Source organism: Cupriavidus sp. FW306-1B-F12B (assembly GCF_058781795.1).
Genome location: NZ_JBYSXC010000002.1, coordinates 1 through 24,260, shown reverse-complemented (window position 1 = coordinate 24,260; position 24,260 = coordinate 1). Strand labels below are relative to the sequence as shown.

The 24,260-nt window shown below is 67.6% G+C and carries 18 protein-coding genes and 1 rRNA gene; 8 read left to right on the top strand and 11 right to left on the bottom strand.

Annotated elements, in window-relative coordinates; all coding sequences use genetic code 11:
• The first annotated feature begins 68 nt into the window (after nucleotides 1–68).
• The 4 genes from AC3WLE_RS03370 (at nucleotide 69) to AC3WLE_RS03355 (ending at nucleotide 3,461) form a co-directional block, all read left to right on the top strand.
• Nucleotides 69–1,208 (top strand): porin, encoded by a 1,140-nt coding sequence (locus AC3WLE_RS03370; protein ID WP_492321583.1) that lies wholly within the window; start codon nucleotides 69–71, stop codon nucleotides 1,206–1,208.
• Nucleotides 1,209–1,382: 174 nt separating this feature from the next.
• A complete protein-coding gene (locus AC3WLE_RS03365; RefSeq protein WP_492356130.1) occupies nucleotides 1,383–2,384 on the top strand; it encodes a tripartite tricarboxylate transporter substrate binding protein in 1,002 nt (333 codons plus the stop codon).
• Nucleotides 2,385–2,514: 130 nt separating this feature from the next.
• The gene (locus AC3WLE_RS03360; RefSeq protein WP_492358178.1) at nucleotides 2,515–3,018 is read left to right on the top strand and encodes a MarR family winged helix-turn-helix transcriptional regulator; all 504 of its coding nucleotides are present in this window, start codon (nucleotides 2,515–2,517) and stop codon (nucleotides 3,016–3,018) included.
• A complete protein-coding gene (locus AC3WLE_RS03355; protein ID WP_492321586.1) occupies nucleotides 3,015–3,461 on the top strand; it encodes a hypothetical protein in 447 nt (148 codons plus the stop codon). The genes AC3WLE_RS03360 and AC3WLE_RS03355 overlap by 4 nt, the downstream gene beginning before the upstream one ends.
• Nucleotides 3,462–3,533: 72 nt before the next feature.
• Here the strand turns inward: AC3WLE_RS03355 and AC3WLE_RS03350 are convergent, their stop codons facing one another.
• Both AC3WLE_RS03350 and AC3WLE_RS03345 read right to left on the bottom strand, forming a co-directional pair.
• On the bottom strand, nucleotides 3,534–5,216 hold the full coding sequence (locus AC3WLE_RS03350) for a long-chain fatty acid--CoA ligase (RefSeq protein ID WP_492321587.1): 1,683 nt from the start codon (nucleotides 5,214–5,216) through the stop codon (nucleotides 3,534–3,536).
• Between the two features lie 188 nt (nucleotides 5,217–5,404).
• Complete coding sequence (locus AC3WLE_RS03345) at nucleotides 5,405–6,067, bottom strand: TetR/AcrR family transcriptional regulator (protein ID WP_492321588.1); 663 nt, start codon at nucleotides 6,065–6,067, stop codon at nucleotides 5,405–5,407.
• Nucleotides 6,068–6,280: 213 nt separating this feature from the next.
• Here AC3WLE_RS03345 and AC3WLE_RS03340 point away from each other — a divergent pair, with 213 nt between their 5' ends.
• Nucleotides 6,281–9,589, top strand: a complete 3,309-nt coding sequence (locus tag AC3WLE_RS03340) for an acetyl-CoA carboxylase family protein (RefSeq protein ID WP_492357517.1) — start codon at nucleotides 6,281–6,283, stop codon at nucleotides 9,587–9,589.
• Nucleotides 9,590–9,609: 20 nt separating this feature from the next.
• Here the strand turns inward: AC3WLE_RS03340 and AC3WLE_RS03335 are convergent, their stop codons facing one another.
• Together AC3WLE_RS03335 and AC3WLE_RS03330 are read right to left on the bottom strand one after the other, a co-directional pair.
• The gene (locus AC3WLE_RS03335) at nucleotides 9,610–10,743 is read right to left on the bottom strand and encodes an aminopeptidase (protein WP_492357518.1); all 1,134 of its coding nucleotides are present in this window, start codon (nucleotides 10,741–10,743) and stop codon (nucleotides 9,610–9,612) included.
• Nucleotides 10,740–12,848 carry a molybdopterin-containing oxidoreductase family protein gene (locus AC3WLE_RS03330; protein WP_492357519.1) on the bottom strand — a complete coding sequence of 703 codons (2,109 nt, stop codon included), beginning with the start codon at nucleotides 12,846–12,848 and terminating at the stop codon, nucleotides 10,740–10,742. The genes AC3WLE_RS03335 and AC3WLE_RS03330 overlap by 4 nt, the downstream gene beginning before the upstream one ends.
• Before the next feature lie 290 nt (nucleotides 12,849–13,138).
• Between AC3WLE_RS03330 and AC3WLE_RS03325 the strand changes: the two genes are divergently transcribed.
• On the top strand, nucleotides 13,139–14,341 hold the full coding sequence (locus AC3WLE_RS03325; RefSeq protein WP_492321592.1) for an ABC transporter substrate-binding protein: 1,203 nt from the start codon (nucleotides 13,139–13,141) through the stop codon (nucleotides 14,339–14,341).
• Nucleotides 14,342–14,388: 47 nt separating this feature from the next.
• Here AC3WLE_RS03325 and AC3WLE_RS03320 read toward each other — a convergent pair whose 3' ends face one another.
• The 5 genes from AC3WLE_RS03320 to AC3WLE_RS03300 all read right to left on the bottom strand — a co-directional run bounded on the left by AC3WLE_RS03320 (nucleotide 14,389) and on the right by AC3WLE_RS03300 (nucleotide 20,112).
• Nucleotides 14,389–15,420, bottom strand: a complete 1,032-nt coding sequence (locus AC3WLE_RS03320; protein WP_167686585.1) for an ABC transporter ATP-binding protein — start codon at nucleotides 15,418–15,420, stop codon at nucleotides 14,389–14,391.
• Between the two features lie 26 nt (nucleotides 15,421–15,446).
• Complete coding sequence (locus AC3WLE_RS03315; protein ID WP_010814791.1) at nucleotides 15,447–16,445, bottom strand: ABC transporter ATP-binding protein; 999 nt, start codon at nucleotides 16,443–16,445, stop codon at nucleotides 15,447–15,449.
• Nucleotides 16,446–16,458: 13 nt separating this feature from the next.
• On the bottom strand, nucleotides 16,459–17,391 hold the full coding sequence (locus tag AC3WLE_RS03310; RefSeq protein WP_492321593.1) for an ABC transporter permease: 933 nt from the start codon (nucleotides 17,389–17,391) through the stop codon (nucleotides 16,459–16,461).
• Nucleotides 17,392–17,394: 3 nt separating this feature from the next.
• Nucleotides 17,395–18,372: an ABC transporter permease gene (locus AC3WLE_RS03305; protein ID WP_492321594.1), complete on the bottom strand. Its 978-nt coding sequence runs from the start codon at nucleotides 18,370–18,372 to the stop codon at nucleotides 17,395–17,397.
• A 153-nt stretch (nucleotides 18,373–18,525) separates the two neighbouring features.
• Nucleotides 18,526–20,112 carry an ABC transporter substrate-binding protein gene (locus tag AC3WLE_RS03300; RefSeq protein WP_492357520.1) on the bottom strand — a complete coding sequence of 529 codons (1,587 nt, stop codon included), beginning with the start codon at nucleotides 20,110–20,112 and terminating at the stop codon, nucleotides 18,526–18,528.
• A 335-nt stretch (nucleotides 20,113–20,447) separates the two neighbouring features.
• Between AC3WLE_RS03300 and AC3WLE_RS03295 the strand changes: the two genes are divergently transcribed.
• Together AC3WLE_RS03295 and AC3WLE_RS03290 are read left to right on the top strand one after the other, a co-directional pair.
• Nucleotides 20,448–21,641, top strand: a complete 1,194-nt coding sequence (locus AC3WLE_RS03295; RefSeq protein WP_492357521.1) for a M20 aminoacylase family protein — start codon at nucleotides 20,448–20,450, stop codon at nucleotides 21,639–21,641.
• 51 nt (nucleotides 21,642–21,692) lie between these two features.
• Nucleotides 21,693–22,718, top strand: a complete 1,026-nt coding sequence (locus tag AC3WLE_RS03290; RefSeq protein ID WP_492321597.1) for a DUF2891 domain-containing protein — start codon at nucleotides 21,693–21,695, stop codon at nucleotides 22,716–22,718.
• Nucleotides 22,719–22,734: 16 nt separating this feature from the next.
• Here the strand turns inward: AC3WLE_RS03290 and AC3WLE_RS03285 are convergent, their stop codons facing one another.
• Together AC3WLE_RS03285 and rrf are read right to left on the bottom strand one after the other, a co-directional pair.
• Entirely contained in the window at nucleotides 22,735–23,703 is a 969-nt protein-coding gene (locus tag AC3WLE_RS03285; protein ID WP_492321598.1) for a DUF3047 domain-containing protein, read from the bottom strand.
• Between the two features lie 278 nt (nucleotides 23,704–23,981).
• Nucleotides 23,982–24,094, bottom strand: a 5S ribosomal RNA gene (gene rrf, locus AC3WLE_RS03280).
• Nucleotides 24,095–24,260 lie beyond the last annotated feature (166 nt).

Here is a 24,260-nt window from a genome sequence, read left to right as displayed (position 1 = left end):
GGGATGGAGACCAACAGGAGGTTCTCCCGGGCCGTCACCAATAATTCTTACAGTGGAGATCAACGAGCATGAAGAAATCGCTTCTGGCGCTGGCAGCGCTTGGCGCATTTGCTGGGGCGGCGCAGGCCCAATCGAGCGTCACGCTCTACGGTGTGGTGGATGCCAACATCGAGTACGTGAGCAATATGTCGAGCGTCACGCCGTCGGCGGCCAACGGATTTGCGACCGGCCCGTCGGAGAACCTCTTCCGCATGTCGTCCGGCGGCCTGTCCGGTTCGCGTTGGGGTCTGCGCGGCGTTGAGGACCTGGGCAGCGGCCTGAAGGCACTGTTCGTGATGGAAAGCGGTTTCGGCCTGGATGACGGGCGCTCGCAGCAAGGCGGCCGCCTGTTCGGTCGTCAGGCTTATGTCGGCCTGGAAAGCGCCCAGGTGGGCCGCGTGACCTTCGGTCGCCAGTACACCTCGCTGTTCGACATGATGGCCAACTTCTCGCCGACCGGCTATGCCACCCAGTACGAGCCGGTGGTCGCTCAACTGGGCCTGAACTTCCGCTCGGACAACACTGCCAAGTACACCGGCAAGTTCGGCCCGGTGACCGCGGTCGCGCACTGGTCGTTCGGCAACGGCGTTGCAGGCGGTGGCGAAGTCGCCGGCCAGTTCCGCCGCGACACCGGCTACGGTGCCGGCGTGTCGTGGGCAGCCGGCCCGTTCGGCATCAGCGGCGCCTATGACCAGTACAACCCGACCCTGAACGCCGCCGGCGGCACCGGCGAATTCAAGAAGGCCGCAGTCGCTGCCAGCTATGCCTTCGGTCCGGCCAAGCTGATGGCTGGCTATCGCTGGGGCATGAGCAAGCATGTGAACGACAATACGATCCTGAAGGACAACTACTACTGGGTCGGCGCCAACTACCAGGTCACGCCGGCACTGGGCCTGACGCTCGCGTACTACTACGACGACGTCAAGAACTTCAACCCGGCCGCTGCCACCGTCAACACCACCAACAACATCAAGAACCCCTGGCAGATCTCGTTCGTGGCCGACTACAACCTGTCCAAGCGCACCGACGTGTACCTGACCACGGCTTTCTCGAAGAACGCCGGCCTGAACTTCGACACCTCGGCAATCAGCTTCGCCAATGGTTACTTCCTGGGTACCGGCGAAGACAAGATGATTGGCGCCGCCATCGGCATCCGCCACAAGTTCTGATCGCCAGTCGCAAGACTGAGCTTGAAAGGCACCTTCGGGTGCCTTTTTCCATTGGCGCGGCGCTGCGGCCCCATAGGGCATTACCTCATCGGCGCCACTGCGGGTGCCGACTAGAATGCACTGACCATAGCCGCCCCCAGGACACCGGGAGCGGGCCACACCAGGAGACCACCCATGCAACCCACTCGCCGGCGCGTCGTTGCGCTGCTGCTGTCCGCCAGCCTTGCTGCGCTCGCCAGCCAGCCGGCGCTGGCCGCCGACCCGTACCCGGCCAAGCCGATCCGGCTGGTGGTGCCCTTTGCCGCCGGCGGCACCACCGACATCCTGGCCCGCGCCGTGGCCGCAGAGCTGGCCAGGCTGCCGGGCTGGAACGTGGTGGTCGACAACAAGCCCGGTGCCGGCGGCAATATTGGCGCGGACATCGTCGCCAAGGCCGCGCCGGACGGCTACACGCTGCTGATGGGCACCGTGGGCACCCATGGCATCAACCAGTCGCTGTACGGCAAGCTGCCGTTCGATCCGATCAAGGACTTCGCCCCGGTCACCGAGGTGGCGGCCGTGCCCAACGTGCTGGTGCTGAACCCGGCGTTTGCGCAGCAGAACAAGATCGACAGCGTCAAGGACCTGATCACTTACGCGCGCGCCAACCCCGGCAAGATCAACATGGCCTCCAGCGGCAACGGCACCTCGATCCACCTGGCCGGGGAGCTGTTCAAGACGCAGACCAGGACCTATATGGTCCACTTCCCGTACAAGGGCAGCGGGCCGGCACTGACTGACCTGGCCGGGGGCACCATGCAGGTGATGTTCGACAACCTGCCGTCGTCGATGGCGCTGATCAAGAGCGGCAAGCTCAAGGCGCTGGCGGTGACCAGCGCCAGGCCGTCGCCGGCGTTGCCGGGCGTGCCGACCATCGCCCAGGCCGCGGGCCTGCCGCAGTATGAAGCCAGCTCCTGGTTCGGCATGCTGGCGCCGGCCGGCACGCCGCCTGACGTCATCCACCGCATCCAGCAGGAAGTGGCCAAGGCGCTGAACGCCCCGGCCGTGCGCGAACGCCTGCAGGCGCAGGGCGCCGAGCCTGTCGGCAATACGCCGGAGCAGTTCGCCACATTCATCCGCGCCGAGACCGCCAAGTGGGCCAAGGTGGTCAAGGATTCCGGCGCCAAGGTGGATTGACGCCGATTTGATCGCCGGCAGGGCGGCGGCGCGTATCGCGCATATACTTGAGGCATCAAATGTTGGCTGCCCGCCTCGTGGGCGGCCCCTGGCGGCTGCGGCCGCACACCTGCGCACCGATGCACTGAAGATGCCAAACCCCTCCCCTGCCGCCGGCGCCGAAAGCGCGCCGGTCGACCTTGAAACCCGTGCCGACCAGACCGAGCACGAAGCCCTGCGGCTGTGGTTGCGGCTGTTGACCTGCACCACCCTGATCGAGAGCGATATCCGTTCGCGGCTGCGCCAGGATTTTGCCTGCACGCTGCCGCGCTTCGACCTGATGGCACAGCTCGACCGCCATCCGGAAGGCCTGAAGATGGGCGAGCTGTCGCGCCGCATGATGGTGACCGGCGGCAACGTCACCGGCATCACCGACCAGCTGCAGCAGGAAGGCCTGGTCTCGCGCGAGGCCCTGCCCGCTGACCGCCGGGCCTACCTGATCCGCCTGACCCCGGCCGGGCGCGCCGCGTTCTCGCGCATGGCGCGCGCGCATGAGGACTGGATCGGGCAACTGTTCTCCGGCCTGGCCGAGACCGACCGGCGCGCCCTGTTCCGACTGCTTGGCCGGCTCAAGACCGGCCTGATCTCGCCATGAAACCGCTTGCCCTCCTTACCCTGTGCGGCCTGCTGCCGGTGCTGGCTGCCTGCAGCAGCACGCCGCAGCCGCCGCAGGTCACGCCGGTGAACGCCACCATCAAGCTTGGCCGTGTCACCGAGAGGACGTTCCTGACTCGCCTGGACGTGGCCCAGGTGCCCCCGTACTACGGCGGCGGCACCAGCGTCGGCGTGGGCGCCGCGGGTGGCGGCGGGGGTGGCGGGGTGGGCGTGGGCTTTGCCTTCGACCTGAGCCGGCTGTTCAACAAGCCCGCGCCGGTGCAGCAGGTGGACCTGTTCCAGTACAAGGTGCGAACCATGGATGGCGCGATCGTGTCGGCCAACGCGCCGGCGGTGCCAGGGCTGGAGCCTGGCGCGTGCGTGCGGGTGATCTACCCCGACGGCAGCCAGGAACCCCGCCTGGCGCCATCGAACGAGTGCTGAACCGCCGCGGCGCAGCCTGAAAGCACAACGGCCTCCACTCGGGAGGCCGTTGTCGTTGGCAGCGGCGGCCGCTCAGGCGGCCTTGCGGCTGTCGCGCAGTTCGCGGCGCAGGATCTTGCCGACGTTGGTCTTGGGCAGCTCGGTGCGGAACTCGACGTACTTGGGCCGCTTGTAGCCGGTCAGGCGCTCCTTGCAGAACTCGATCACATCGGCCTCGGTCAGCCCCGGATCCTTCTTCACCACGAACAGCTTGACCACCTCGCCCGAGTGCGTGTCAGGCACGCCCACGGCCGCCACCTCCAGCACGCCCGGGCACTCGGCCACCACGCCTTCGACTTCGTTCGGATACACGTTGAAGCCCGACACCAGGATCATGTCCTTCTTGCGGTCGACGATCTTGGTGTAGCCGCGCTCGTCCATCACGCCGATGTCGCCGGTCTTGAAGAAGCCGTCCGGGGTCATGACCTTGGCGGTCTCGTCCGGGCGGTTCCAGTAGCCGGCCATCACCTGCGGGCCGCGGATGCAGATCTCGCCCGGCTGGCCGAGCGGCACGTCCTTGCCGTCATCGTCGCGGATCACCACTTCGGTCGACGGCAGCGGCATGCCGATGGTGCCGGAGAACACATTGGTGTCGGTCGGGTTGCAGGTGGCCGAGGGCGAGGTCTCGGACAGGCCGTAGCCTTCGATGATCGGGCAGCCGGTCTTGGCCAGCCACTGCTTGGCCACCGCCTCCTGCACCGCCATGCCGCCGCCGTTGGCCACGCGCAGGCCGGAGAAATCGACCTTGCTGATTTCCGGATTGTTGATCAGTGCGTTGTACAGCGTGTTGACGGCCGGGAACATGTTGAACTTGTACTTCTGCAGTTCCTTGATGAAGCCCGGAATGTCGCGCGGATTCGGGATCAGCACGCTGGTGCCGCCGCTGCGCATGCCCAGCAGGCAGCAGACCGTCAGCGCAAAGATGTGGTACAGCGGCAGCGCAGTGATGGTGATGGGCTGGTCGATATGTGCGCCCTTGTTCAGCGCCGGCTGCATCCACGCCTCGGACTGCAGCACGTTGGCCACCACGTTACGGTGCAGCAGCACCGCCCCCTTGGAGATGCCGGTAGTGCCGCCCGTGTACTGCAGGAAGGCGATGTCATCCGGGCCGGTGGTGGCCGGCTGCAGCGTCAGCTTGCGGCCTTCGGCCAGCACGCTGTTGAAGCGCACGCAGGTGGGCAGCTCCCACGCCGGCACCATCTTCTTGACGTTGCGCACCACGAAATTGACGATCGCTCCCTTCAGCCCGCCCAGCATGTCGCCCATGCTGGCCACCACCACGTGCTTGACCGGGGTCTTGGCCAGCACCTGCTGCAGCGTGGAGGCAAAGTTCTCCAGGATCACGATGGCCTCGGCGCCGCTGTCCTTGAGCTGGTGCTCGAGCTCGCGCGGGGTGTAGAGCGGGTTGACGTTGACCACCACGAAGCCCGCGCGCAGCACCGCCGCCAGCACCACCGGGTACTGCAGCACGTTCGGCATCATGATCGCCACCCGTGCGCCGGGACGCAGCCCGCGCGACTGCAGCCAGGCGGCAAAGTGCGTCGAGAGCTGGTCCAGTTCGCCGTAGGTGATGGCCTTGTCCATGCAGATGAAGGCCTTGCGGTCGGCATAGGTGCGGAAAGACGCCTCGAGCAGCGCGGCAAGCGAGCGGAACTGGCTGGCATCGATCTCGGCGGGGACGCCGGCCGGGTAGTGTTTCAGCCAAATTCTTTCCATAGCACCGTCTCCTGATTTCTGAATGGTCGTTCGATTTTGCCGAGATGCTAAACGTGCGCCCCGGTTAAAACAACAACTTAGACGAAGTCCTCAGGGCCACCGGACAGGCCTTGGTGCCCCTGACGGGCATTATGCGCCACCGATCGGGCGCAAGTAGGGGGATAACCCCTAGTGAGGCAAATCCGCACTCAGCCGCCGCTGGGCAGCGCCAGTTTCATCATGCTGGCGGCAAGCTCCTGCGCCAGCGTCTCCGGGTCCATGCGGCCGGGTTCATGCCAGGTGTAGAGGAACCCCACCACGCTGCCGATCGCATGGGCCGTCACGCGTGCGTCGCCGAAGGCGAACACGCCATCGCGCTTGCCCTCTTCCAGCAGCGCATAGAGATCGCGATAGAAGTCCCGCGCCATGCTGTCGAGCCACGCCACGGTGTCAGGGCGCAGGTACTGGTTGTCGCGAAAGCTCAGCGTGGCCGGCACATGGCAGGCGACGCAGCGCCGCGCCATCTCGAGCAGGCACGCCTGCAGGCGCTCGCGCACCGGCAGCGCCGGGTCCGCGGTCTCGCGGATCACGGGCAGGCAGGTCTGGGCCGACTCGCGGCACAGGATGTCGAAGATCTCGTACTTGTCAGTAAAGTAGTAGTAGACCGCCGGCTTGGTCACGCCCAGCGCGCGGCACAGGTCGTTCATGGTCATGCCGGGATAGCCCTTGCTGTAGAAGAGCTGCGCGGCGGTATCGAGGATCTGGCGGCGGCGGGCCTCCTGGCGCTCGGCAATATGCGGGCGGGCCGGCTGCGGCTCTGGCAGGGTGCTCAACGGCGGGTTCAGCGGTGCGGATCTGGGTGCAATCGACATGATGCAATTCTCGCATGGCGGGCTCGCTACGCCAGTCCTGTCGAGCCCTTGCCTGGCGCCGCGGTCTGCGGCGCCAAAGGGAAAAGGGAAAACGGCCCGATTGACGCGAATACCCGATCACCCCAGAATCTTACCCAACGGTAAATAAATGTACCAACGAGTACATACCCGCACTGCGCCCTGCACAACAGACGCCATCAACGCTCCCGCATCATGACGACCCACAAGCTCCTGATCGCCAATCGCGGCGAAATCGCCATCCGGATCGCGCGGGCCGCCGCGGCCATGGGCATCCCCAGCGTCGCGCTGTACAGCGAAGACGACCGCGACGCGCTGCACGTGCGCAAGACCGACACTGCGGTGGCGCTGCCCGGCACTGGTCCGCGCGCCTACCTCGACATTGCCGCCGTGGTGGACGCCGCGCGGCGGGCGGGCTGCGGCATGGTGCACCCCGGCTACGGCTTCCTGTCCGAGAACGCCGACTTTGCGCAGGCCTGCCTGGACGCCGGGCTGGTCTTCGCCGGTCCTGCGCCCGACGTGCTGCGCCTGTTCGGCGACAAGGCCCGCGCCCGCGCGCTGGCGCGCGAGCATGGCGTGCCGGTCGTGCCCGGCACCGCTGGCCCGACCTCGCTGGAGCAGGCGCGGGCCTTCTTCGCCAGCCCCGACGGGCAAGCGGGCATGATGATCAAGGCGCTCGCCGGCGGCGGCGGGCGCGGCATGCGCGCCGTGCATCGCGCTGCCGCGATCGACGAGGCCTATGCACGCTGCGTCTCGGAAGCGAGCGGCGCATTCGGCAATGGCGCGGTCTATGTGGAGCGCATCGTCGCCGCACCGCGCCATATCGAGATCCAGGTGGTTGCAGACGCCGAGGGCCGCGTGCTGACGCTGGGCGAGCGCGAATGCAGCCTGCAGCGCCGCCACCAGAAGCTGGTGGAGATCGCCCCCAGCCCGTCATTGGATGACGCACTGCGTGCAAGGCTGGCCGATGCCGCCGCCACACTGGCGCGCGCCGCCGCCTATCGCGGCATCGGCACGTTCGAATTCCTGGTGGCAGACGGCGGCGCTGGCGGCCCATCGTTCTGGTTCATGGAGGCCAACCCGCGCCTGCAGGTCGAGCACACGGTGACCGAGATGGTGACCGGCGTCGACCTCGTGCAAACCCAGCTGGCCATCGCCGCCGGCGCACGCCTGGCCGACCTGGGCCTGGAGCAGGCACCCGCGCCGCGCGGCATCGCGGTGCAGTTGCGCATCAATGCCGAGCACCTCGACGCGCAGGGCCAGCTGCGCCCGGCCAGCGGCACGCTGACGGCGTTCGAGCCGCCCAATGGGCCAGGCGTGCGCGTGGACAGCGCGGGCTTTGCCGGCATGACGGCGAATCCGCGCTTCGATTCGCTGCTGGCCAAGCTGATCGTGCACGAACCCGGGGGCGACTACGCGCGTGCGCTGGCGGTCGCCTACCGCGCGCTGTGCGAGTTCCGCATCGAAGGCATCGATACCAACCGCCGCTTGCTGCAGGACCTGCTGCAGCTGGACGACGTGCGCCGCAATGCCGTGCACACGCAGTACCTGGACCAGGCGCTGGCTGCACTGGCGACTGCCGACGCCGACCACCCGGTGCTGCACGCGCCGCCCGCCCTCGCCGACGGCGCGCTGGCCGATGCGGACCAGGCGCTGGCCGACCTCCCCGACGACGCCATCGCCGTGCCGGCGCCCATGGACGGCGCGCTCGCCGCCATCCACGTGTGCGAAGGCGACACGGTCAGGCGCGGCCAGCCGCTGGCCATCATCGAAGCGATGAAGATGGAGCATCCGCTGGAGGCGCCCGCCGCCGGCACGGTGCTGCGCGTGCTGGCCGTTGCAGGTGCCACGCTGCGCGCCGGGGCCGCGGTGATCGTGCTGGCGCCCGGCGACGATGCCGGCCATGCCGCCGAGACCGCCGCAGCGGCCGACCTCGGCCATGTGCGCGCGGACCTTCGCGAAACGCTGGAGCGCCACGCCCTTGGCCACGACGCCGCACGCGCCCAGGCCGTCACCAGGCGCCACGCCCAGGGTGGCCGCACGGCGCGCGAGAACATCGCCCAGCTGTGCGACGACGACTCCTTCATCGAGTACGGCGCGCTCGCCATCGCCGCGCAACGGCAGCGCCGCAGCGTCGAGGACCTGGTCAGCGCCACGCCCGCCGACGGCATCGTCACCGGTATCGGCACCGTCAACGCGGCGCGCTTTCCCGGTGCCGATGCGCGCTGCATGGTGCTGGCCTACGACTACACCGTGCTGGCCGGCACGCAGGGCTTCTATGGCCACAAGAAGCTGGACCGGATGCTGGCGCTGGCGCGCCAGTGGCAGGTGCCGGTGGTGCTGTTTGCCGAGGGCGGCGGCGGCCGGCCGGGCGATACCGACATGCCGGTGGTGGCCGGGCTGGACTGCACCTCGTTCATCCAGTTCGCGCGGCTGTCGGGCCAGGTGCCGCTGGTGGGCATCGTGTCCGGCCGCTGCTTTGCCGGCAACGCCGCGCTGCTGGGCTGCGCCGACGTCATCATCGCCACGCGCAGCGCCACCATCGGCATGGGCGGGCCGGCCATGATTGAAGGCGGCGGGCTGGGCGTGTTCGCGCCCGAGGAAGTGGGCCCGGTCAGCGTGCAGGGGCCCAACGGCGTGATCGACGTGCTGGTCGATGACGAAGCGGCCGCGGTCGATGCCGCGCAACGCTACCTGTCCTACTTCCAGGGCGACGTCCATGACTGGCAGGCGGATGACCCGCGCCACCTGCGCCACGCCATCCCCGAGAACCGCCTGCGCAGCTACGACATGCGCGCGGTGATCGCCGCCATGGCGGACAGCGGCTCGGTGCTGGAGCTGCGCGCGGCGTTCGGCACCGGCATCATCACCGCACTGATCCGCATCGAAGGCCGCGCCTTCGGCTGCATCGCCAACAACCCGCGCCACCTCGGCGGCGCCATCGACAGCGCCGCCGCCGACAAGGCCGCGCGCTTCATGCAGCTGTGCGACGCGCACGGGCTGCCGATGGTGTCGCTGTGCGACACCCCGGGCTTCATGGTCGGGCCGCAGGCCGAGAAAACCGCCACGGTGCGGCACGTGTCGCGCCTCTTTGTCACCGCTGGCGCGCTGCGCGTGCCGTTCTTCACGGTGGTGCTGCGCAAGGGCTACGGGCTGGGCGCGCAGGCCATGGCCGGCGGCAGCTTTGCCGCGCCCTTCTTCACCGCGGCCTGGCCCAGCGGCGAGTTCGGCGCAATGGGCATCGAGGGCTCGATCCGGCTGGGTTTTCGCAAGGAGCTGGAGGCCGTGGCCGACCCCGACGAGCGCGCGGCGTTGTTCGCGCGCATGGTCGACGGCGCCTACCAGCGCGGCCGCGCGCTCAACATGGCCAGCCACCTGGAGATCGATGCGGTGATCGACCCTGCCGACACGCGGCGCTGGCTGCTGCGCGGGCTGGCCTCGGTGCCGCCGGGGAGCCTCGGCCGCCTGGCCAACGCACCGAGACGTTTCATCGATACCTGGTAAGCGGCGCGCGCGGCGGCGGCTTAGTTGGCCGCGGTCTTGCCGCCCGCGGTCAGCGTGCCGGTGCGCGTGGCCGGCGGCACCAGCCGCTGCAGCGCGGCCTCGCGCTCGGCGGCGGGCAGCGCGCCGATACGGGCGGCCTCGTCATAGAAGCGCTGCCAGTCGCCGTTGCACTGCGCCAGCAACGCGGTGAAGGCCGGCACCCACTGCTGGTAGGTGGCCACCGCGGCCAGGTGGGCGTTGGTCAGCGGCTGGTCGAACCAGCGGTCATAGCCGCTGAAGCCGCCCCACTCCGTGCGCAGCCGCGCGTACTCGGTGCGCAGGTCGGCGAAGATTTTGGCCTTGCCCTCTCGCTTGGCGCCGTCATCGAGCGGGGTCTGGTACAGCGCCACCAGCCGGTCGCGCGTGCCCAGCAACAGCGCGCGGAACTGCTGGCGCCGGGCATCGTACTGCCGATAGCTGGCGCGCGCGTCCTCCGACGCATCCTCGGCCAGCCAGCGCTCCACGCCCGCGGCTTCCACCGCGGTGGCGAAGGACTCGTTGAAGGCGGTGTCGTTGCGCACGTACACCACCTGGTGCGCCAGTTCGTGGAAGATCAGCCGCGCCAGTTCGCCCTCGGGCAGATAGACGAAGGTATTGAGCAGCGGGTCGTCGAAATAGCCCAGCGTCGAATAGGCGGGGATGCCAGCCACGTACGTCTCAAACCCGTCGCGGCGCAATCCCTGCGCATACTGCTCGGCATCGGACTGGGCGTAGTAGCCGCGGTAGCTGATGCAGCCGACGATGGGGAAGCACCACTTGCGCAGGTCCATCGACAGCTCGGGCGTGGCGAACACGCTCCACACCACATAGGGCCGGTGCAGGTTGGCGTAGCGGCGGTAGCTGCCGTTCTCGGGCAGCTTCAGTTCGCGCGAGGCGAAGTCGCGCATGCGGCCGGCCAGCGCCAGCCGCTGCGCCAGGCGCGCATCGTTGGCGTCGCGCGCGCTGGCGATGGCGTCGGTCAGCGGTTGTGCCTGGGCCATCACGCCCAAGTGGCCGCCGATCGACTGCGCGTAGTAGCCGACGGCCTCACACCCGGCCGTCACCAGGACCACCGTGGTGAGGCCGGTCGCCGCCAGGAGTGCCGCCCAGCGCCGGCGGCCAGGCTGCGGCGTCATGCCGGCCGGACTGCCCCTTCCGTGCAGGCCTCGACCTGCACCAGGCAGTCATAGAACACCGGCGCGCGGCCCAGGTCGGTCAGGCGCTGGCTGGTCAGCTCATTGGCGTTCTTGCCGTCCGAAGCCAGCTTCTTCCACCAGATCGACAGGCCCACCACCAGCCCGCGCCGGGCGCGGTCGGTGACGCGGGCGCGCGCCACCATGCTGCCGCGGTCGTTGAAGACGCGCACCATGGCGCCGTGCACGATGCCGCGCTCGGCGGCGTCAGCCGGGTGGATGTCCAGGTGCGGCTCGCCCTCGGTGGCGCGCAGGCTGTCGACGTTGACGAAGGAGCTGTTGAGGAAGTTGCGCGCCGGCGGCGAGATCATCGCCAGCGGATAGCGCGCCGCAAGTTCGGGCGCGGTCAGCGGCGCCTCGTACTGCGGCACGTAGTCAGGCAGCGGGTCGAGGCCGTCGCGCGCCATCGGCTCCGAATAGAACTGGCACTTGCCCGATACGGTCGGGAAGCCACCCTCGGCGAACGGCGCCGCCGGCAGCGCCAGCTTCTGCCAGCCCTGCTCCTTCAATGATTCCCAGCTGATGCCGGCCGCGCGCGCATCGCCCGGAATGATGGCCTGCGCGGCGATGGCCTCGTCGCTGTCGGCAAAGCACGCTTCAGTGAAGCCCAGGCGCTGCGCCAGCCGACGGAAGATCTCGGTATTGGGCAGGGCCTCGCCCATCGGCGCGATGGCGGCGTTGTTGGCCAGGAAATAGGTGTGGCCGTAGGCCTTGTGCACGTCGGTGTGCTCAAGCTGCGTGGTCGCCGGCAGCAGGATGTCGGCATAGTCGGCGGTGTCGGTGCGGAAGTGCTCCAGCACCACCGTGAACAGGTCCTCGCGAGCGAAGCCCGCGGCGACCTTGCCGGATTCCGGCGCCACCGCGACCGGGTTGCTGTTGTAGACCACCACGGCCTCGATGCGCGGCGCGCCGGGCGCCGGCTCGGCCAGCAGCGCGTCGCCGATGGTGCTCATGTTGACGATGCGCGGCAGCTGCTGCGGCCAGCCAGGCAGCAGGTCGGGGCGCTGCAGGGCGGCTTCGTTGATCGGGAAGAAGCCCGAGGTCGACAGCTGCAGCCCGCCCGCGGGCTGGCGCCAGGCGCCCACCAGCGACGGCAGGCACGCCACCGCGCGCACCGCCTGGCCGCCGCCGTGCACGCGCTGCATGCCGTAGTTCAGGCGGATCGCCACCGGCTGACGCTCGCGCACCGCCAGCTGGCCGTAGAGGCCGGCCAGCCATTCGATGTCCTCGGCCGGGATGGCGCAGATCTCGGCCGCGCGTGCCGGGGTGTAGGCCTGCGCGCGCTCGCGCAGCGCCTCGAAGCCGACGGTGTGGCGTTCGATGTAGTCGTGGTCGAGCAGGTCGTCGCGGATCAGCACATGGATCAGCGCCAGCGCCAGCGCGCCGTCGGTGCCGGGCATCGGCGCGATATGGCGGTGGCACTTCTCGGCGCTCAGCGAGCGGTACGGGTCGATCGCGACCAGCGTGGCGCCGCGCCGCTTGGCTTCCTGCGCGCGGGTCCAGAAATGCAGGTTGGAGGCAATCGGGTTGCCGCCCCAGATGATCACCAGCCTGGCATCGACCACGTGCTCCATGTCCATGCCCACGCTGGCGCCGTAGGTGTAGCGCAGCGCGGTGGCGCCGGCGCTGGCGCAGATGGTGCGGTCCAGCCGCGACGCGCCCAGCTTGTTGAAGAAGCGCGCGGCCATGCTCTCGCCCTGCACCAGCCCCATGGTGCCGGCGTAGCTGTACGGCACGATCGCCTGCGGATCGCGCGCCGCGATCGCCTGCAGGCGGGTGGCGATGGTGTCGAGCGCCTCGTCCCAGGAGATCGGCGCGAACTTCCCTTCGCCCTTCCTGCCGATGCGCTTCATCGGTGTCAGCAGCCGGTCCGGGTGGTAGGTGCGCTCGGTGTAGCGCGACACCTTGGTGCACAGCACGCCCTGCGTGCCGGGATGGTCGGGATCGCCCGCTACCTTGACGGCACGGCCGTCCTCGACGGTGACGAGCAAGGCACAAGTGTCGGGGCAGTCATGCGGGCAGGCGGCGCGGACGATGCGGGAAGCCATGGGGTCTCCGGGCGGGGTGTGTTGTTTTTTCGTTCGGTCGTACGGAACTGGAGATGCCGGCGCAGGCGCGCTGGTAGCGGCGCCCGAGCCGCGCCGGCGGGCGGCGCTTTCCCGGCCGTGCGGGGGGATGGCGGGGAGTATCTCGATCCGATTGTATTCGATTATGATGTGCCGGCGCGCTGCCGGCACAGACCGGTACGCGCACCATGCCGCACGACGTGAGCAATTCGCCGGCGAGAGACCGGCCGACGCGGCAAACGGGTAATCGAACCACATTTCGCGGGGGGTTTATGTCGTTCCGATCCGGGGTCAATGGCCGGCTTGCCGGCCTGCTGGTGGCGTGCGCCATCGGCACGGGTGGCGCATCCTGCGCTGCCTTCGCGGCCAACACGGCGGGCATCCCCGCCACATCCGAAAACGGCGTCACCGCCGACACCATCCTGCTGGGCCAGTCCGCCGCGCTGACCGGCCCGACCGCCGTGCTCGGCAAGCAGATGAACTCGGGCGCACGGCTGTATTTCGACCATATCAACCAGCAGGGCGGCATCCACGGCCGCAAGATCCGGTTGGAGGCGCTAGACGACTACTACGAACCCGAGCCCGCCGCCAGGAACACCAGGAAGCTGATCGAGGAAGACCGCGTCTTCGCCCTCTTCGGCTATGTCGGCACGCCCACCAGCCAGGCCGCGCTGCCGCTGGCAATCCAGGCCAGGGTGCCGTTCTTTGGCCCGTACACCGGGGCGCAGTCGCTGCGCGAGCCGCGCAGCCGCTACGTCTTCCATGTGCGCGCCGGCTACAACGAGGAAACCGCGGCCATCCTGCGCCAGATCCAGACCACCGGGCTCAGGCGCGTGGCCGTGGTCTACAACGAGGACGCCTACGGCAAGGCCGGACTGGATGGTCTGGAGCGCGCGCTCAAGGCCGCGCCCGACAGCGGCGTGCAGATCGTCGCGCGCGAACCCGTGGTCCGCAACACCACGGAAATCGGCGACGCCATCCAGGGTTCGATGAAGGCCAGGCCCGACGCCGTGGTGATGATCAGTGCCTACCGCACCGCCGGCGCCTTCGTGAAGGAAGCGCTGCGCCGCGGCTACAACGGCCAGTTCTACAACGTCTCCTTCGTCGGCACGCAGGCGCTGGCCAACGAGGTCGGCGCGCAGGGCAGCGGCGTGATCATCTCGCAGGTGATGCCGCACCCGGGCAACGCCACGCTGCCGATCGTGCGGGAGTACCTGCGCCTGCTGCAGGCCGCCGGCAAGCCCAGTGAATTCGACTACGCCAGCATCGAAGGCTTTATCGCCGCCAAGGCGTTCACCGAGGGCCTGCGCCGCGCGGGCAAGGACCTGACGCGCGAAAAGCTGGTGACCGCCCTCGAGTCAATGCGCAGCTATGACCTCGGCGGGTTTATCGTCAACTTCACGCCGGAGAATCACGTGGGCTCGAAGTTCGTGGAGATGACGATCATCAATTCGAAGGGGCAGGTGATCCGCTGAGACTCAAGGTTTTCTCCTCCCTCGCGCAGGGAGGAGAAAACCAGGCCCTACTCCATGTCGTTCAGGTGACACGCCGAGAACCGCATCGGCGCAATCTCCTTCAGCAGCGGCTGCTCTTCCCGGCAACGCGGCATCGCATGCGGGCAGCGCGGGTGGAAATGGCAGCCTGGCGGCGGGTTCAGCGGCGACGGGATCTCGCCGCGGATCGCCACATAGGTCTTGCGGGCCACCTCCAGCTTGGGCGCCTCGGCCAGCAGGGCCTGGGTATAGGGATGGTTGGGCGCGGCGAACACGTCTTCGGTCGGCGCGGATTCCACCACCCGCCCCAGGTACATGATCACCACGCGGTCGCTGATGTGCTTGACCACGCCCAGGTCATGGCTGATGAACAGGTAGGTCAGGTTCAGGTCTTCACGCAGGCGCATGAACAGGTTCAGCACCTGGGCCTGGATCGACACATCCAGCGCCGCCACCGACTCGTCGCACACCAGGAACTCGGGCTTCACCGCCAGCGCCCGGGCAATGCCGATGCGCGCGCGCTGCCCGCCGGAGAACTGGTGCGGAAAGCGCCGCAGCACGGTCGGGTCCATGCCCACGCGCACCAGCATGTCTTCCACATAGCCCTTCTGCGCGCCGCGCTCGACCATGCCGTGCACCACCGGCGCCTCGCCCACGATATCCAGCACGCGCAGCCGCGGATTGAGCGAGGCGTACGGGTCCTGGAAGATCATCTGGATCGCCAGCTGCTTCTCGCGGCGCTTGTCGGGCGGCAGGTGGTCCAGGTTGATGCCGCGCCACAGGCGCTCGCCCTCGGTCAGCGAGTGCAGGCCCACGGCCATGCGCCCGAGCGTGGACTTGCCGCAGCCGGACTCGCCGACCAGGCCCACCACTTCGCCGGCGCGGATGCTCAGGTCGACGCGGTCGACCGCGTGCACCACCTCGTCGTGCGCATGGGCGCCGAACAGGTTGGCGATGCGCGCGGCGGTGTCGAGCGACTTGACGAAGCGCTTGGACACGCCGCGCAGCTCCAGGATCGGCGCGCTCGGCGTGCCCCCCTCTTCCGCTGCAGGATTCGTCATCGGTCGGGATTGCAGTTCAGTTGCGCTCATGCTGCCTCCTGGTTGGCCAGCACCGGATGGAAGCAGCGCAGGCGGCGGCCGTCGGCGGCGGTCTCCAGCGGCGGCTCGGTCTTGCAGGCAGCGGTGGCGTAGGGACAGCGTTCGCGGAACGCACAGCCGCCCGGCAGGTTCAGCAGCGACGGCGTCATGCCCGGGATCTGCCGCAGCGGCGTGCCGCGCGGATTGCGCGACGGCGCCGAGCTGATCAGCCCGTGGGTGTAGGGGTGTTCGGGGTGTTCCAGCACCTGGCGCACGTCGCCGGCCTCGACGATCTTGCCGGCGTACATCACGCACACGGTATCGGCCAGCCCCGCCACCACCGACAGGTCGTGCGTGATCCAGATCAGCGCCGTACCCGATTCGCGGCACAGGGTCTGCATCTCGTACAGGATCTGGCCCTGGATGGTGACGTCCAGCGCGGTGGTCGGTTCGTCGGCAATGATCAGGTCGGGCTTGTTCAGCAGCGCGATCGCGATCGCCACGCGCTGGCGCATGCCGCCCGAGAACTGGTGCGGATAGGCCTGCAGGCGCTCGTCCGGCGACGGGATGCCGACCCGCGCCAGCGCATTGCGCGCGCGTTCGCGCGCCACCGCCTTGCCCACCTTTTCATGCGCCAGGACCGCCTCGATCATCTGCGTGTCGATGCGCAGGACCGGGTTCAGCGTCATCATCGGGTCCTGGAAGATCATCGCGATGCGGTTGCCGCGCACGTCGCGCTGCTGCGCGGGCGTGAGCGCGCGCAGGTCGCGGGTGATGCCGTCGCGGCTGGTCAGCGCGATGCGGCCGTCGACGATCTTCCCGGGCGGGTCGATCAGGCCCATGATCGAATAGCCGGTCATGGACTTGCCCGAGCCGGACTCGCCCACCAGCCCCATGATCTCGCCGCGGCCCACGGTAAAGGACACGTCGTCGACCGCCTTGGCGATGCCGCCGCGCGTGTGGAATTGCGTCTTCAGGTGTTCAACCACCAACGTCGGTTGTGCCATGTTCCGCTCCTGGTTATTGCGTCTGCAGGCGCGGGTTGAGGACATCGCGCAGCTGGTCGGCCACCAGGTTCATCGCCACGATGGTGACCACCAGCGCGATGCCCGGGAAGAAGCTGATCCAGTACTTGCCCGACAGCATGTACTGCTGCCCGTTGGAGATCAGCGATCCCAGCGAGGGCTCGGTGACCGGCACGCCCAGCCCGAGGAAGGACAGCGTCGCTTCCAGCGTGATCGCCGAGGCCACCTGCAGCGCCGCGATCACGATCAGCGGCGGCAGGCAGTTGGGCAGCAGGTGGCGGAACATGATGCGCATCGGCGGCAGGCCCAGGCAGGTGGCGGCCTCGATATATTCCTTGCGGCGCTCCACCAGCGCGGCGCTGCGCGTGGTGCGGGCGTAGTAGGCCCACTGCACCGCCACCAGCGCGATCACGATATTGCCCAGGCCCGGGCGCAGGAAGGCCAGCAGGATCAGCGCCAGCAGGATCGGCGGGAACGACAGCTGCAGGTCGGCCACGCGCATGATGAAGGCCTCGGTGCGCCCGCCCAGGAAGCCGGCCAGCAGGCCGAGCGTGGCGCCCAGCAGCAGCGCGATCACGGTGCTGACCACGCCCACGCCGATGCTGATGCGCAGGCCGTACATCACCGCCGACAGGATGTCGCGGCCCTGCTCGTCCGAACCCAGCAGGAAGGTCATGCCGGTGCCGGCCTGCTCGCCCGGCGCCAGGCGCGCGTCGAGCACGTCCAGCGTGGCCAGGTCATAGGGGTTCTGCGGCGCCAGCCACGGCGCGAAGATGGCGATCAGGATGATGATGACCAGCGTGGCCAGTCCGGCCACGGCAATCTTGCTGGAGAAGAACTCCGCGGCAAAGCGCCGCCACGGCGACTGTTCGCGCGCCGCGGCGGGCGGCGGGGTCTTGTCCTCTTGTTCTACAGATACGGCACTCATGGCTCAGCCCTTGTTGTCGGCAATGCGCACGCGCGGATCGAGCATGCTGTAGATGATGTCCACCACCAGGTTGATCAGGATGAACAGCGTCACGATCACCATCAGGTAGGCGACGATCACCGGCCGGTCCAGCAGCTGGATCGAGTCGATGATGAGCTTGCCCATGCCGGGCCAGGCGAAGATGGTCTCGGTCACGATCGCAAACGCGATGATCGAGCCGAACTGCAGCGCGATCACCGTGACGATCGGGATCAGGATGTTCTTCAGCACATGCACGCCGACAATGCGCGTGTTCGACAGGCCCTTGGCGCGCGCGAACTTGACGTAGTCCTGCATCATCGCCTCCTGCGTGCCGGCGCGCGTGAGCCGGATCACCATGGCGATATTCAGGAGCGACAGCGTCACCGCCGGCAGGATCAGGTGGCGGATGCCGTCGGCAGTCAGGAAGCTGAGCGGGATGCCGAGCACGCGCACGGTCTCGCCGCGCCCGTTGGAGGGCAGCCAGCCGAGCTGCACCGCGAACACCATGATCAGCATCAGCCCGACCCAGAAGGTGGGCAACGAGAAGCCCAAGATCGACACCGCCATGATCGACTTGCCGGCCATGCCTTTGGGCCGCAGCCCGGCCCACAGGCCCAGCGGGATGCCCAGCACGATCGCCAGCAGGATCGCGCAGATGGCCAGCTCCATGGTGGCGGGCATGCGCTCGAAGATCAGCTTGAGCGCCGGCGTGCCGTGCGCGAACGAAGTGCCCAGGTTGCCTTGCAGCGCATTCTGCAGGAACACCCAGTACTGCTCCCACAGCGGCTTGTCCAGGCCCAGCGCCGCGATGGTGCGCTTGATGTCCTCCTGGTCGGCCTGCGGGTTGATCAGGATGTCGACGGGATTGCCGATGGCAAAGACGCCGAGGAAAACCAGCAGCGACATGACGAAGAGCACGACCACGCTCTGCATCAGGCGCCGGATGATAAAGACCAGCATATTCGAACCACTTTCCTTTCGCGCGCGAATGCACGCCACGCCCGGGCCGCGCCGTGGCGCTTCCCGGGTGTGGCGCGGCAGCCATGCGCGGCACCGCAAACTCGGCCAGCAGACCATCCGCCGGCCGAGGCTCCTGTCTGGGCTGACCGGAGCTTACTGGGGCTTGAAGTTATGCGCGTAGGTGCGCTCGTCGGTACGCGGCACGTAGACGATGCCCTTCTGCGTGGCCCAGGTGGTCACCTGCTGGTGGATCGGGATGATACCGCCATCGTTGATCGCGATCGCGGTGGCCTCCTGCAGCAGCTTGGAGCGTTCGGTGTCGTCCACCGTCGACAGCGCCTTTTCCAGCACCACGTCCATCTTCGGGTTGCAGTACTCGCCCCAGTTGGTGGTGCCGAAGCCCTTCTTGCTGTCTTCGCACGCCAGCAGCGCGCGCAGCGGCGAGCTGACCTCGCCGGTCTGGGCGCCCCAGCCGAGCAGGCCGAACGACCACTCGTGCTTGATGCCCTTGGACGAGTAAGTGGCCATCGGCATGCCCTCGACCCTGGTGGCAATGCCGATGCGGGTCAGGTTCTGCGCAATGGTCTGCGCGATCTTCTCGTCGTTGACGTAGCGGTTGTTGGGCGTGTGCAGCGTCACGCCGAAACCGTTCGGGAAGCCGGCCTCGGCCAGCAGCTTCTTGGCGGCCTCGGGGTCGTACTTGACCGTCTTCAGGTTGGGGTTGTAGCCGAACAGCGTCGGCGGCACCAGGTTGTTGGTCGGCTCGGACAGGCCTTCCATCAGTCGGTCCTTGATGCCCTGCCGGTTGATCGCCATGCTGATGGCATTGCGCACGCGCGCGTCCTTCAGCGGGTTCTTGTCCAGCGGTGCGCCTTCCTTCGTCGTGACATAGGGCGACTTGTCGCGCTTGGCATCGAAATACAGGTAGATCACGCGGTGCGAGATCTTGGAGAAGAACGACAGCTTGGGATCCTGGCGCACCTTGGGCAGGTCAGGCGTGGGCACGTTCTCGATCGCCTGCACGTCGCCCGACAGCAGCGCCGCCAGGCGCGTCGCCGGATTGGGGATGAAGCGCAGCGTGACCTTGTCCCAGGCCGGCTTGGCGCCCCAGTAGTCGTTGTTGCGCACCAGCTCGACCCGGTCGTCGCGGGCATAGCTGACGAACTTGAACGGCCCGGTGCCGACCATGCCCTTGCCCTGCGCGAAGTCATCCGAGCTCAGCCCCTGCGTCGCCTTCTTCTGCACGATGAAGATCGACGTGAGGTCGTTCAGCATCAGCGGATAAGGCTGGTTGGTGGTCAGCTGGATGGTGTGCTTGTCGATGATCTTCTTGTTGACGATCGCCTTGGTGTAGACATCGAACTTGCCCGGGCTGTTCTGGATGGTGGCCGGGCGGTCCAGCGACCAGATCACGTCTTCGGCGGTCAGCTCGGAGCCGTCGTGGAACTTCACGCCCTTGCGGATCTTGAATTCCCAGGTGAGGTTGTTGACCAGCTTCCACGACTCGGCCAGGCCCGGGATGATGCGGCTGTCCGGGTCCATCTTGGTCAGCGAGTCAAAGATATGCTCGGAGACGTTGATGTTGGAGAACAGGTTGTAGAAGTGCGGATCCATCGAGGTTGGCGGCGAACTCATGGCCAGTTTGAGGTCCGCGGCCTGGGCGGTGCCGGCGAGCGCCAGGCCAAGGGCCCCGGCTACCGCCACCACACCAATTGCCTTCTTGAAAGTGCGAAGGGACATCGCGCAATTCTCCCTGTAGGAAGTGAAGCAGACGTTTTAGGATCGGCAATGCGCCGCGCCGCGGGTCACGCGGCGGCGCTGCGTTTTGGTGCGGTTTGGGGTGCGGTTGCGCATCACAAAGCGACGAATTTGCCGGCCGGGCACTTCAAGCATGAACTGTTCCAGCAGTGCGCATGTCGCGGCAATGCGGGGAAACCCACCCGCGCTGGCATATTGCACTGCGCCAACCTGGCAAGCGCGCAGGAAATCGCCGCATTTTGGCGCTTTGCGGAGAGGCATCGTATGATCGGGGTATCCAACGCTAACGCCCCTAACGTCCAGGGCAGCCAGGCATCATGAAGCTCATCCCCGAAATCCTGCAGGCACAAGCCGAAATCCGCGCGATCCGGCGCGACATCCACGCCCACCCGGAACTCTGCTTCGAAGAACAGCGCACTGCCGACGTGGTCGCGCAGAACCTGGAATCGTGGGGCATCGAAGTGCATCGCGGCCTGGGCACCACAGGCCTGGTGGGCGTGATCCGCAACGGCAACAGCCCGCGCACCATCGGCCTGCGCGCCGACATGGACGCGCTGCCGCTGCAGGAAGCGAACACCTTTGATCACCGCTCGCAGCACACCGGCAAGATGCACGCCTGCGGCCACGACGGCCACACCGCCATGCTGCTCGGCGCGGCGCGCTACCTGGCGCAGCATAAGCCCTTCGACGGCACCGTGCACCTGATTTTCCAGCCGGCCGAGGAAGGCGGCGGCGGCGCCCGCGAAATGATCAAGGACGGGCTGTTCGAGCGCTTTCCGTGCGACGCGGTGTTCGGCGTGCACAACTGGCCGGGCATGCCGGTCGGCTCGTTCGGCACGCGCGCGGGCCCGCTGATGGCATCGAGCAACGAGTTCCGCATCGTGGTGCGCGGCAAGGGTGCGCATGCGGCCATGCCCAACAACGGCAACGACCCGGTCTTCACCGCTGCGCAGATCGTGTCGGCGCTGCAGGGCATCATCACGCGCAACAAGCGCCCGATCGATACCGCGGTGATCTCGGTCACGCAGTTCCACGCAGGCGACGCCACCAATATCGTGCCGGACCAGGCCTGGATCGGCGGCACGGTGCGCACGTTCACGGTGCCGGTGCTGGACCTGATCGAACGGCGCATGGAAGAAGTGGCGCGCGCGGTGGCGGCGGCATTCGACTGCACCATCGGATACGAATTCCACCGCAACTATCCGCCGACCATCAACAGCGAGGCCGAGACCGGCTTTGCGGCCACGGTCGCCGCGGAACTGGTCGGTGCGGACAACGTCGACAGCAATGTCGAGCCCACCATGGGCGCCGAGGACTTCTCGTTCATGCTGCAGCACAAGCCGGGCTGCTACCTGTTCCTGGGCAACGGCGACGGCGGCCATCGCGACGCCGGCCATGGCATCGGGCCCTGCATGCTGCACAACCCGAGCTATGATTTCAACGACGAACTGCTGCCGGTCGGCTCGACGTTCTTCGTGCGGCTGGTGGAAAAGTGGCTGGCGCCTGCGTGACGTTACGTACCTGAGCACAGCACAACGATAAAAAACCGGGGAGCATCCGCGATGGGCCGCCTGGCGCTGGATCGCGAGACAGCGCGCAGCTTCGCGCGCGTGGCGCTGGACAATATCCTGCGCCGCTATCCGTACAAGCTGGACCACATGATGGCCAGCGCCGGTGACCTGGCCGAACCGTCGGCTTGGCATCCGGTCTTCTGCGGCAGCTACGACTGGCACTCCAGCGTGCACATGCACTGGTTGCTGGCGCGGCTGCTGGCGCTGTCGCCGGACCTGGAGGAGGCGCCCCGCATCCGCGCAACGCTGGACGCCCAACTGCGTCCAGAGCACATCGCGGTCGAACTGGCCTACTTCCAGCAGCCCCTTTCGCGCACCTTCGAACGCCCCTATGGCTGGGGCTGGATGCTGAAACTGCAGGCGGAGTTGCTGGCGCTGGCGCGGCAGGACGCCCAGGCAGCCACCTGGGCCGAGGCATGTGCGCCGCTGGCATCGCACCTGTCACGGCAACTGGCGGATTTCCTGGATGCAGCGGTATTCCCGGTGCGCACCGGCACCCATTACAACAGCGCCTTCGCCCTGGTGATGGCCATGGCCTATGCGCGCGCACACCAGGACTTCACCTTGCGGCGCGCCATCGTGCGGCGCGCCCACCGCTGGTTCGGACATGATCAGAAATACCCGGCGCGATATGAGCCCGGCGGCGATGAATTCCTGTCCGGCGGGCTGACCGAAGCCGTGCTGATGCACGCCGTGATGGACGGCTGCGCGTTTTCAGAATGGTGGGATTTGTTCGTGCCGGGGCAGGCGGAACTGGCCAACTGGCTGACGCCGGTGGAAGTGACCAATCGCAGCGACCCCAAGACCTCGCACCTGGACGGGCTCAACCTTTCGCGTGCCTGGTGCTGGCGCATGCTGGAGCCCGCCCTGCCCGAGCCGCTGCGGCCGCTGGCCATCCGGGCATGGTCCGATCATCTCGAGGCATCGCTGCCGCAGGCGGTCGAGGGCGAGTATGTGTCCACGCACTGGCTGGCCTCGTTCGCGGTGCTCGCGCTGGCCGAGCCTATCGGCGGCTGAAGGCGCCGCGGGGGCTTCAGTCCAGCGCGATGTCGCCGTACCAGGACTCGGCCTTGCTCTTGGTGTTGTCGGTATCGGTCATGATGCCCACGGCGATGACCGGGCCGGGGTCGGTCCCGAAGGCCTTGCGGTAGTCGGCGCGCAGGTCGCGCTCATGGCAACGCCACTCATTGGCGTGCTTCATGCCGCTATCCACCACGATCATGCGTACCCGGTCGGTGTGCGGATTCCTCACCAACGAGCCTTCCGCGCGCCGTCCGCCCCAGATGTACATCAGCGTGGCGTAGGGCATTTCGCGGCCGGTAGTCAGCCGCGCCATCTCGTACATCAGCTGGTCTTTCAAGGGCAGTGCACCCTTGTCGCCGTCGAAGGCGACGAACAGGCGCAACGGCGAATCCTCGCGCGGGCCGTGGCTGTTGTCGGCGTTGCGGATAATGCCGCTGGTCTTCCAGGTCCAGCGCAGCATGCCGGCATCGCGATCGCGCAGCGGGACATACAGGCCGGAGGCCGAACTCTCGGCCTGCGCATGGACGACCACGCGCTGGTCGACCTCTGCCATCGAATAACGGGTGGGCGTCTTGTTGCGGTTGATGGTCCAAGGCTGCCAGCCGATCGGCAACTGGTCGCGATGCGGTGACACCGAGAACAACGGCAGCGTGGCCAGGGTCAGCGGCGGCGCGGCATCGGCGGCTTCGCCGTCGTCGCCCGCCTCGGCTTCGGCCGCACTGGTGTTGGCGGCAGCCAGCGGATCGGCGGCAGCCAGCGGATCGGGCGACGACACCGCAGTCACCGCCGGGTCCGTCTGCGCTGCCGCGTACCCGGCCATGCGCCTGGCGAATGCCTGGCAATCGATCGCGGAAGTGTCGGCCATAGTGGCCGTGTCACCCGGGGGAACCGTGGAAACAGGGGGAGTGGATGCGCATCCTGCCAGCAGCAGCGCGCCGGCGGCGCCAGTCAAAACCAGCCGAAACACCTTGGCCGTCATGTAACCCCTCGAAACCCGAATCCGGACCTGCTCTGTTGGCAAGGGTCCGGCTATTGCTCACTACTTGCTGCAAACACGCGTTGCAACCGCCTTCGTGCCGCATGTGGGCACTTGGGTGTCGACCATAGCAGAAGGCGGACAGTCCCGGAATGCTCGGCGACCCGCGATGCGGCATGAAAACAACGAGGACATGCGTGCCTGCGCCGGCCCCCGGGCGTTTGCGCCGCGCCAAAGCAAAAACCCCCAGCCTTTGGGGCTGGGGGTTCTGCGGTATAAGAGCCTGGCGATGACCTACTTTCACACGGGAATCCGCACTATCATCGGCGCGGAGCTGTTTCACGGACCTGTTCGGGATGGGAAGGGGTGGTTCCAGCTCGCTATGGTCACCAGGCATGAGGGGTTGCAGCGCTGAGGTTGAGGTCAACGCTGCGAATAGGGATGTAGTTGGGGTTGTGCGTATCTGGCACAAGGCGATCGACTCACCAGGCAAAACACACTGGTTATAGGATCAAGCCTTACGGGCAATTAGTACTGGTTAGCTTAACGCATTACTGCGC

Coding starts and splice junctions, on each gene's coding strand:
- AC3WLE_RS03335 (WP_492357518.1), bottom strand. CDS start 10,743: ATGACGCCGCAGCCTGGCCGCCGGCGCTGGGCGGCACTCCTGGCGGCG.
- AC3WLE_RS03325 (WP_492321592.1), top strand. CDS start 13,139: ATGTCGTTCCGATCCGGGGTCAATGGCCGGCTTGCCGGCCTGCTGGTG.
- AC3WLE_RS03320 (WP_167686585.1), bottom strand. CDS start 15,420: ATGACGAATCCTGCAGCGGAAGAGGGGGGCACGCCGAGCGCGCCGATC.
- AC3WLE_RS03355 (WP_492321586.1), top strand. CDS start 3,015: ATGAAACCGCTTGCCCTCCTTACCCTGTGCGGCCTGCTGCCGGTGCTG.
- AC3WLE_RS03365 (WP_492356130.1), top strand. CDS start 1,383: ATGCAACCCACTCGCCGGCGCGTCGTTGCGCTGCTGCTGTCCGCCAGC.
- AC3WLE_RS03300 (WP_492357520.1), bottom strand. CDS start 20,112: ATGTCCCTTCGCACTTTCAAGAAGGCAATTGGTGTGGTGGCGGTAGCC.
- AC3WLE_RS03350 (WP_492321587.1), bottom strand. CDS start 5,216: ATGGAAAGAATTTGGCTGAAACACTACCCGGCCGGCGTCCCCGCCGAG.
- AC3WLE_RS03310 (WP_492321593.1), bottom strand. CDS start 17,391: ATGAGTGCCGTATCTGTAGAACAAGAGGACAAGACCCCGCCGCCCGCC.
- AC3WLE_RS03290 (WP_492321597.1), top strand. CDS start 21,693: ATGGGCCGCCTGGCGCTGGATCGCGAGACAGCGCGCAGCTTCGCGCGC.
- AC3WLE_RS03315 (WP_010814791.1), bottom strand. CDS start 16,445: ATGGCACAACCGACGTTGGTGGTTGAACACCTGAAGACGCAATTCCAC.
- AC3WLE_RS03360 (WP_492358178.1), top strand. CDS start 2,515: ATGCCAAACCCCTCCCCTGCCGCCGGCGCCGAAAGCGCGCCGGTCGAC.
- AC3WLE_RS03305 (WP_492321594.1), bottom strand. CDS start 18,372: ATGCTGGTCTTTATCATCCGGCGCCTGATGCAGAGCGTGGTCGTGCTC.
- AC3WLE_RS03330 (WP_492357519.1), bottom strand. CDS start 12,848: ATGGCTTCCCGCATCGTCCGCGCCGCCTGCCCGCATGACTGCCCCGAC.
- AC3WLE_RS03345 (WP_492321588.1), bottom strand. CDS start 6,067: ATGTCGATTGCACCCAGATCCGCACCGCTGAACCCGCCGTTGAGCACC.
- AC3WLE_RS03285 (WP_492321598.1), bottom strand. CDS start 23,703: ATGACGGCCAAGGTGTTTCGGCTGGTTTTGACTGGCGCCGCCGGCGCG.
- AC3WLE_RS03295 (WP_492357521.1), top strand. CDS start 20,448: ATGAAGCTCATCCCCGAAATCCTGCAGGCACAAGCCGAAATCCGCGCG.
- AC3WLE_RS03370 (WP_492321583.1), top strand. CDS start 69: ATGAAGAAATCGCTTCTGGCGCTGGCAGCGCTTGGCGCATTTGCTGGG.
- AC3WLE_RS03340 (WP_492357517.1), top strand. CDS start 6,281: ATGACGACCCACAAGCTCCTGATCGCCAATCGCGGCGAAATCGCCATC.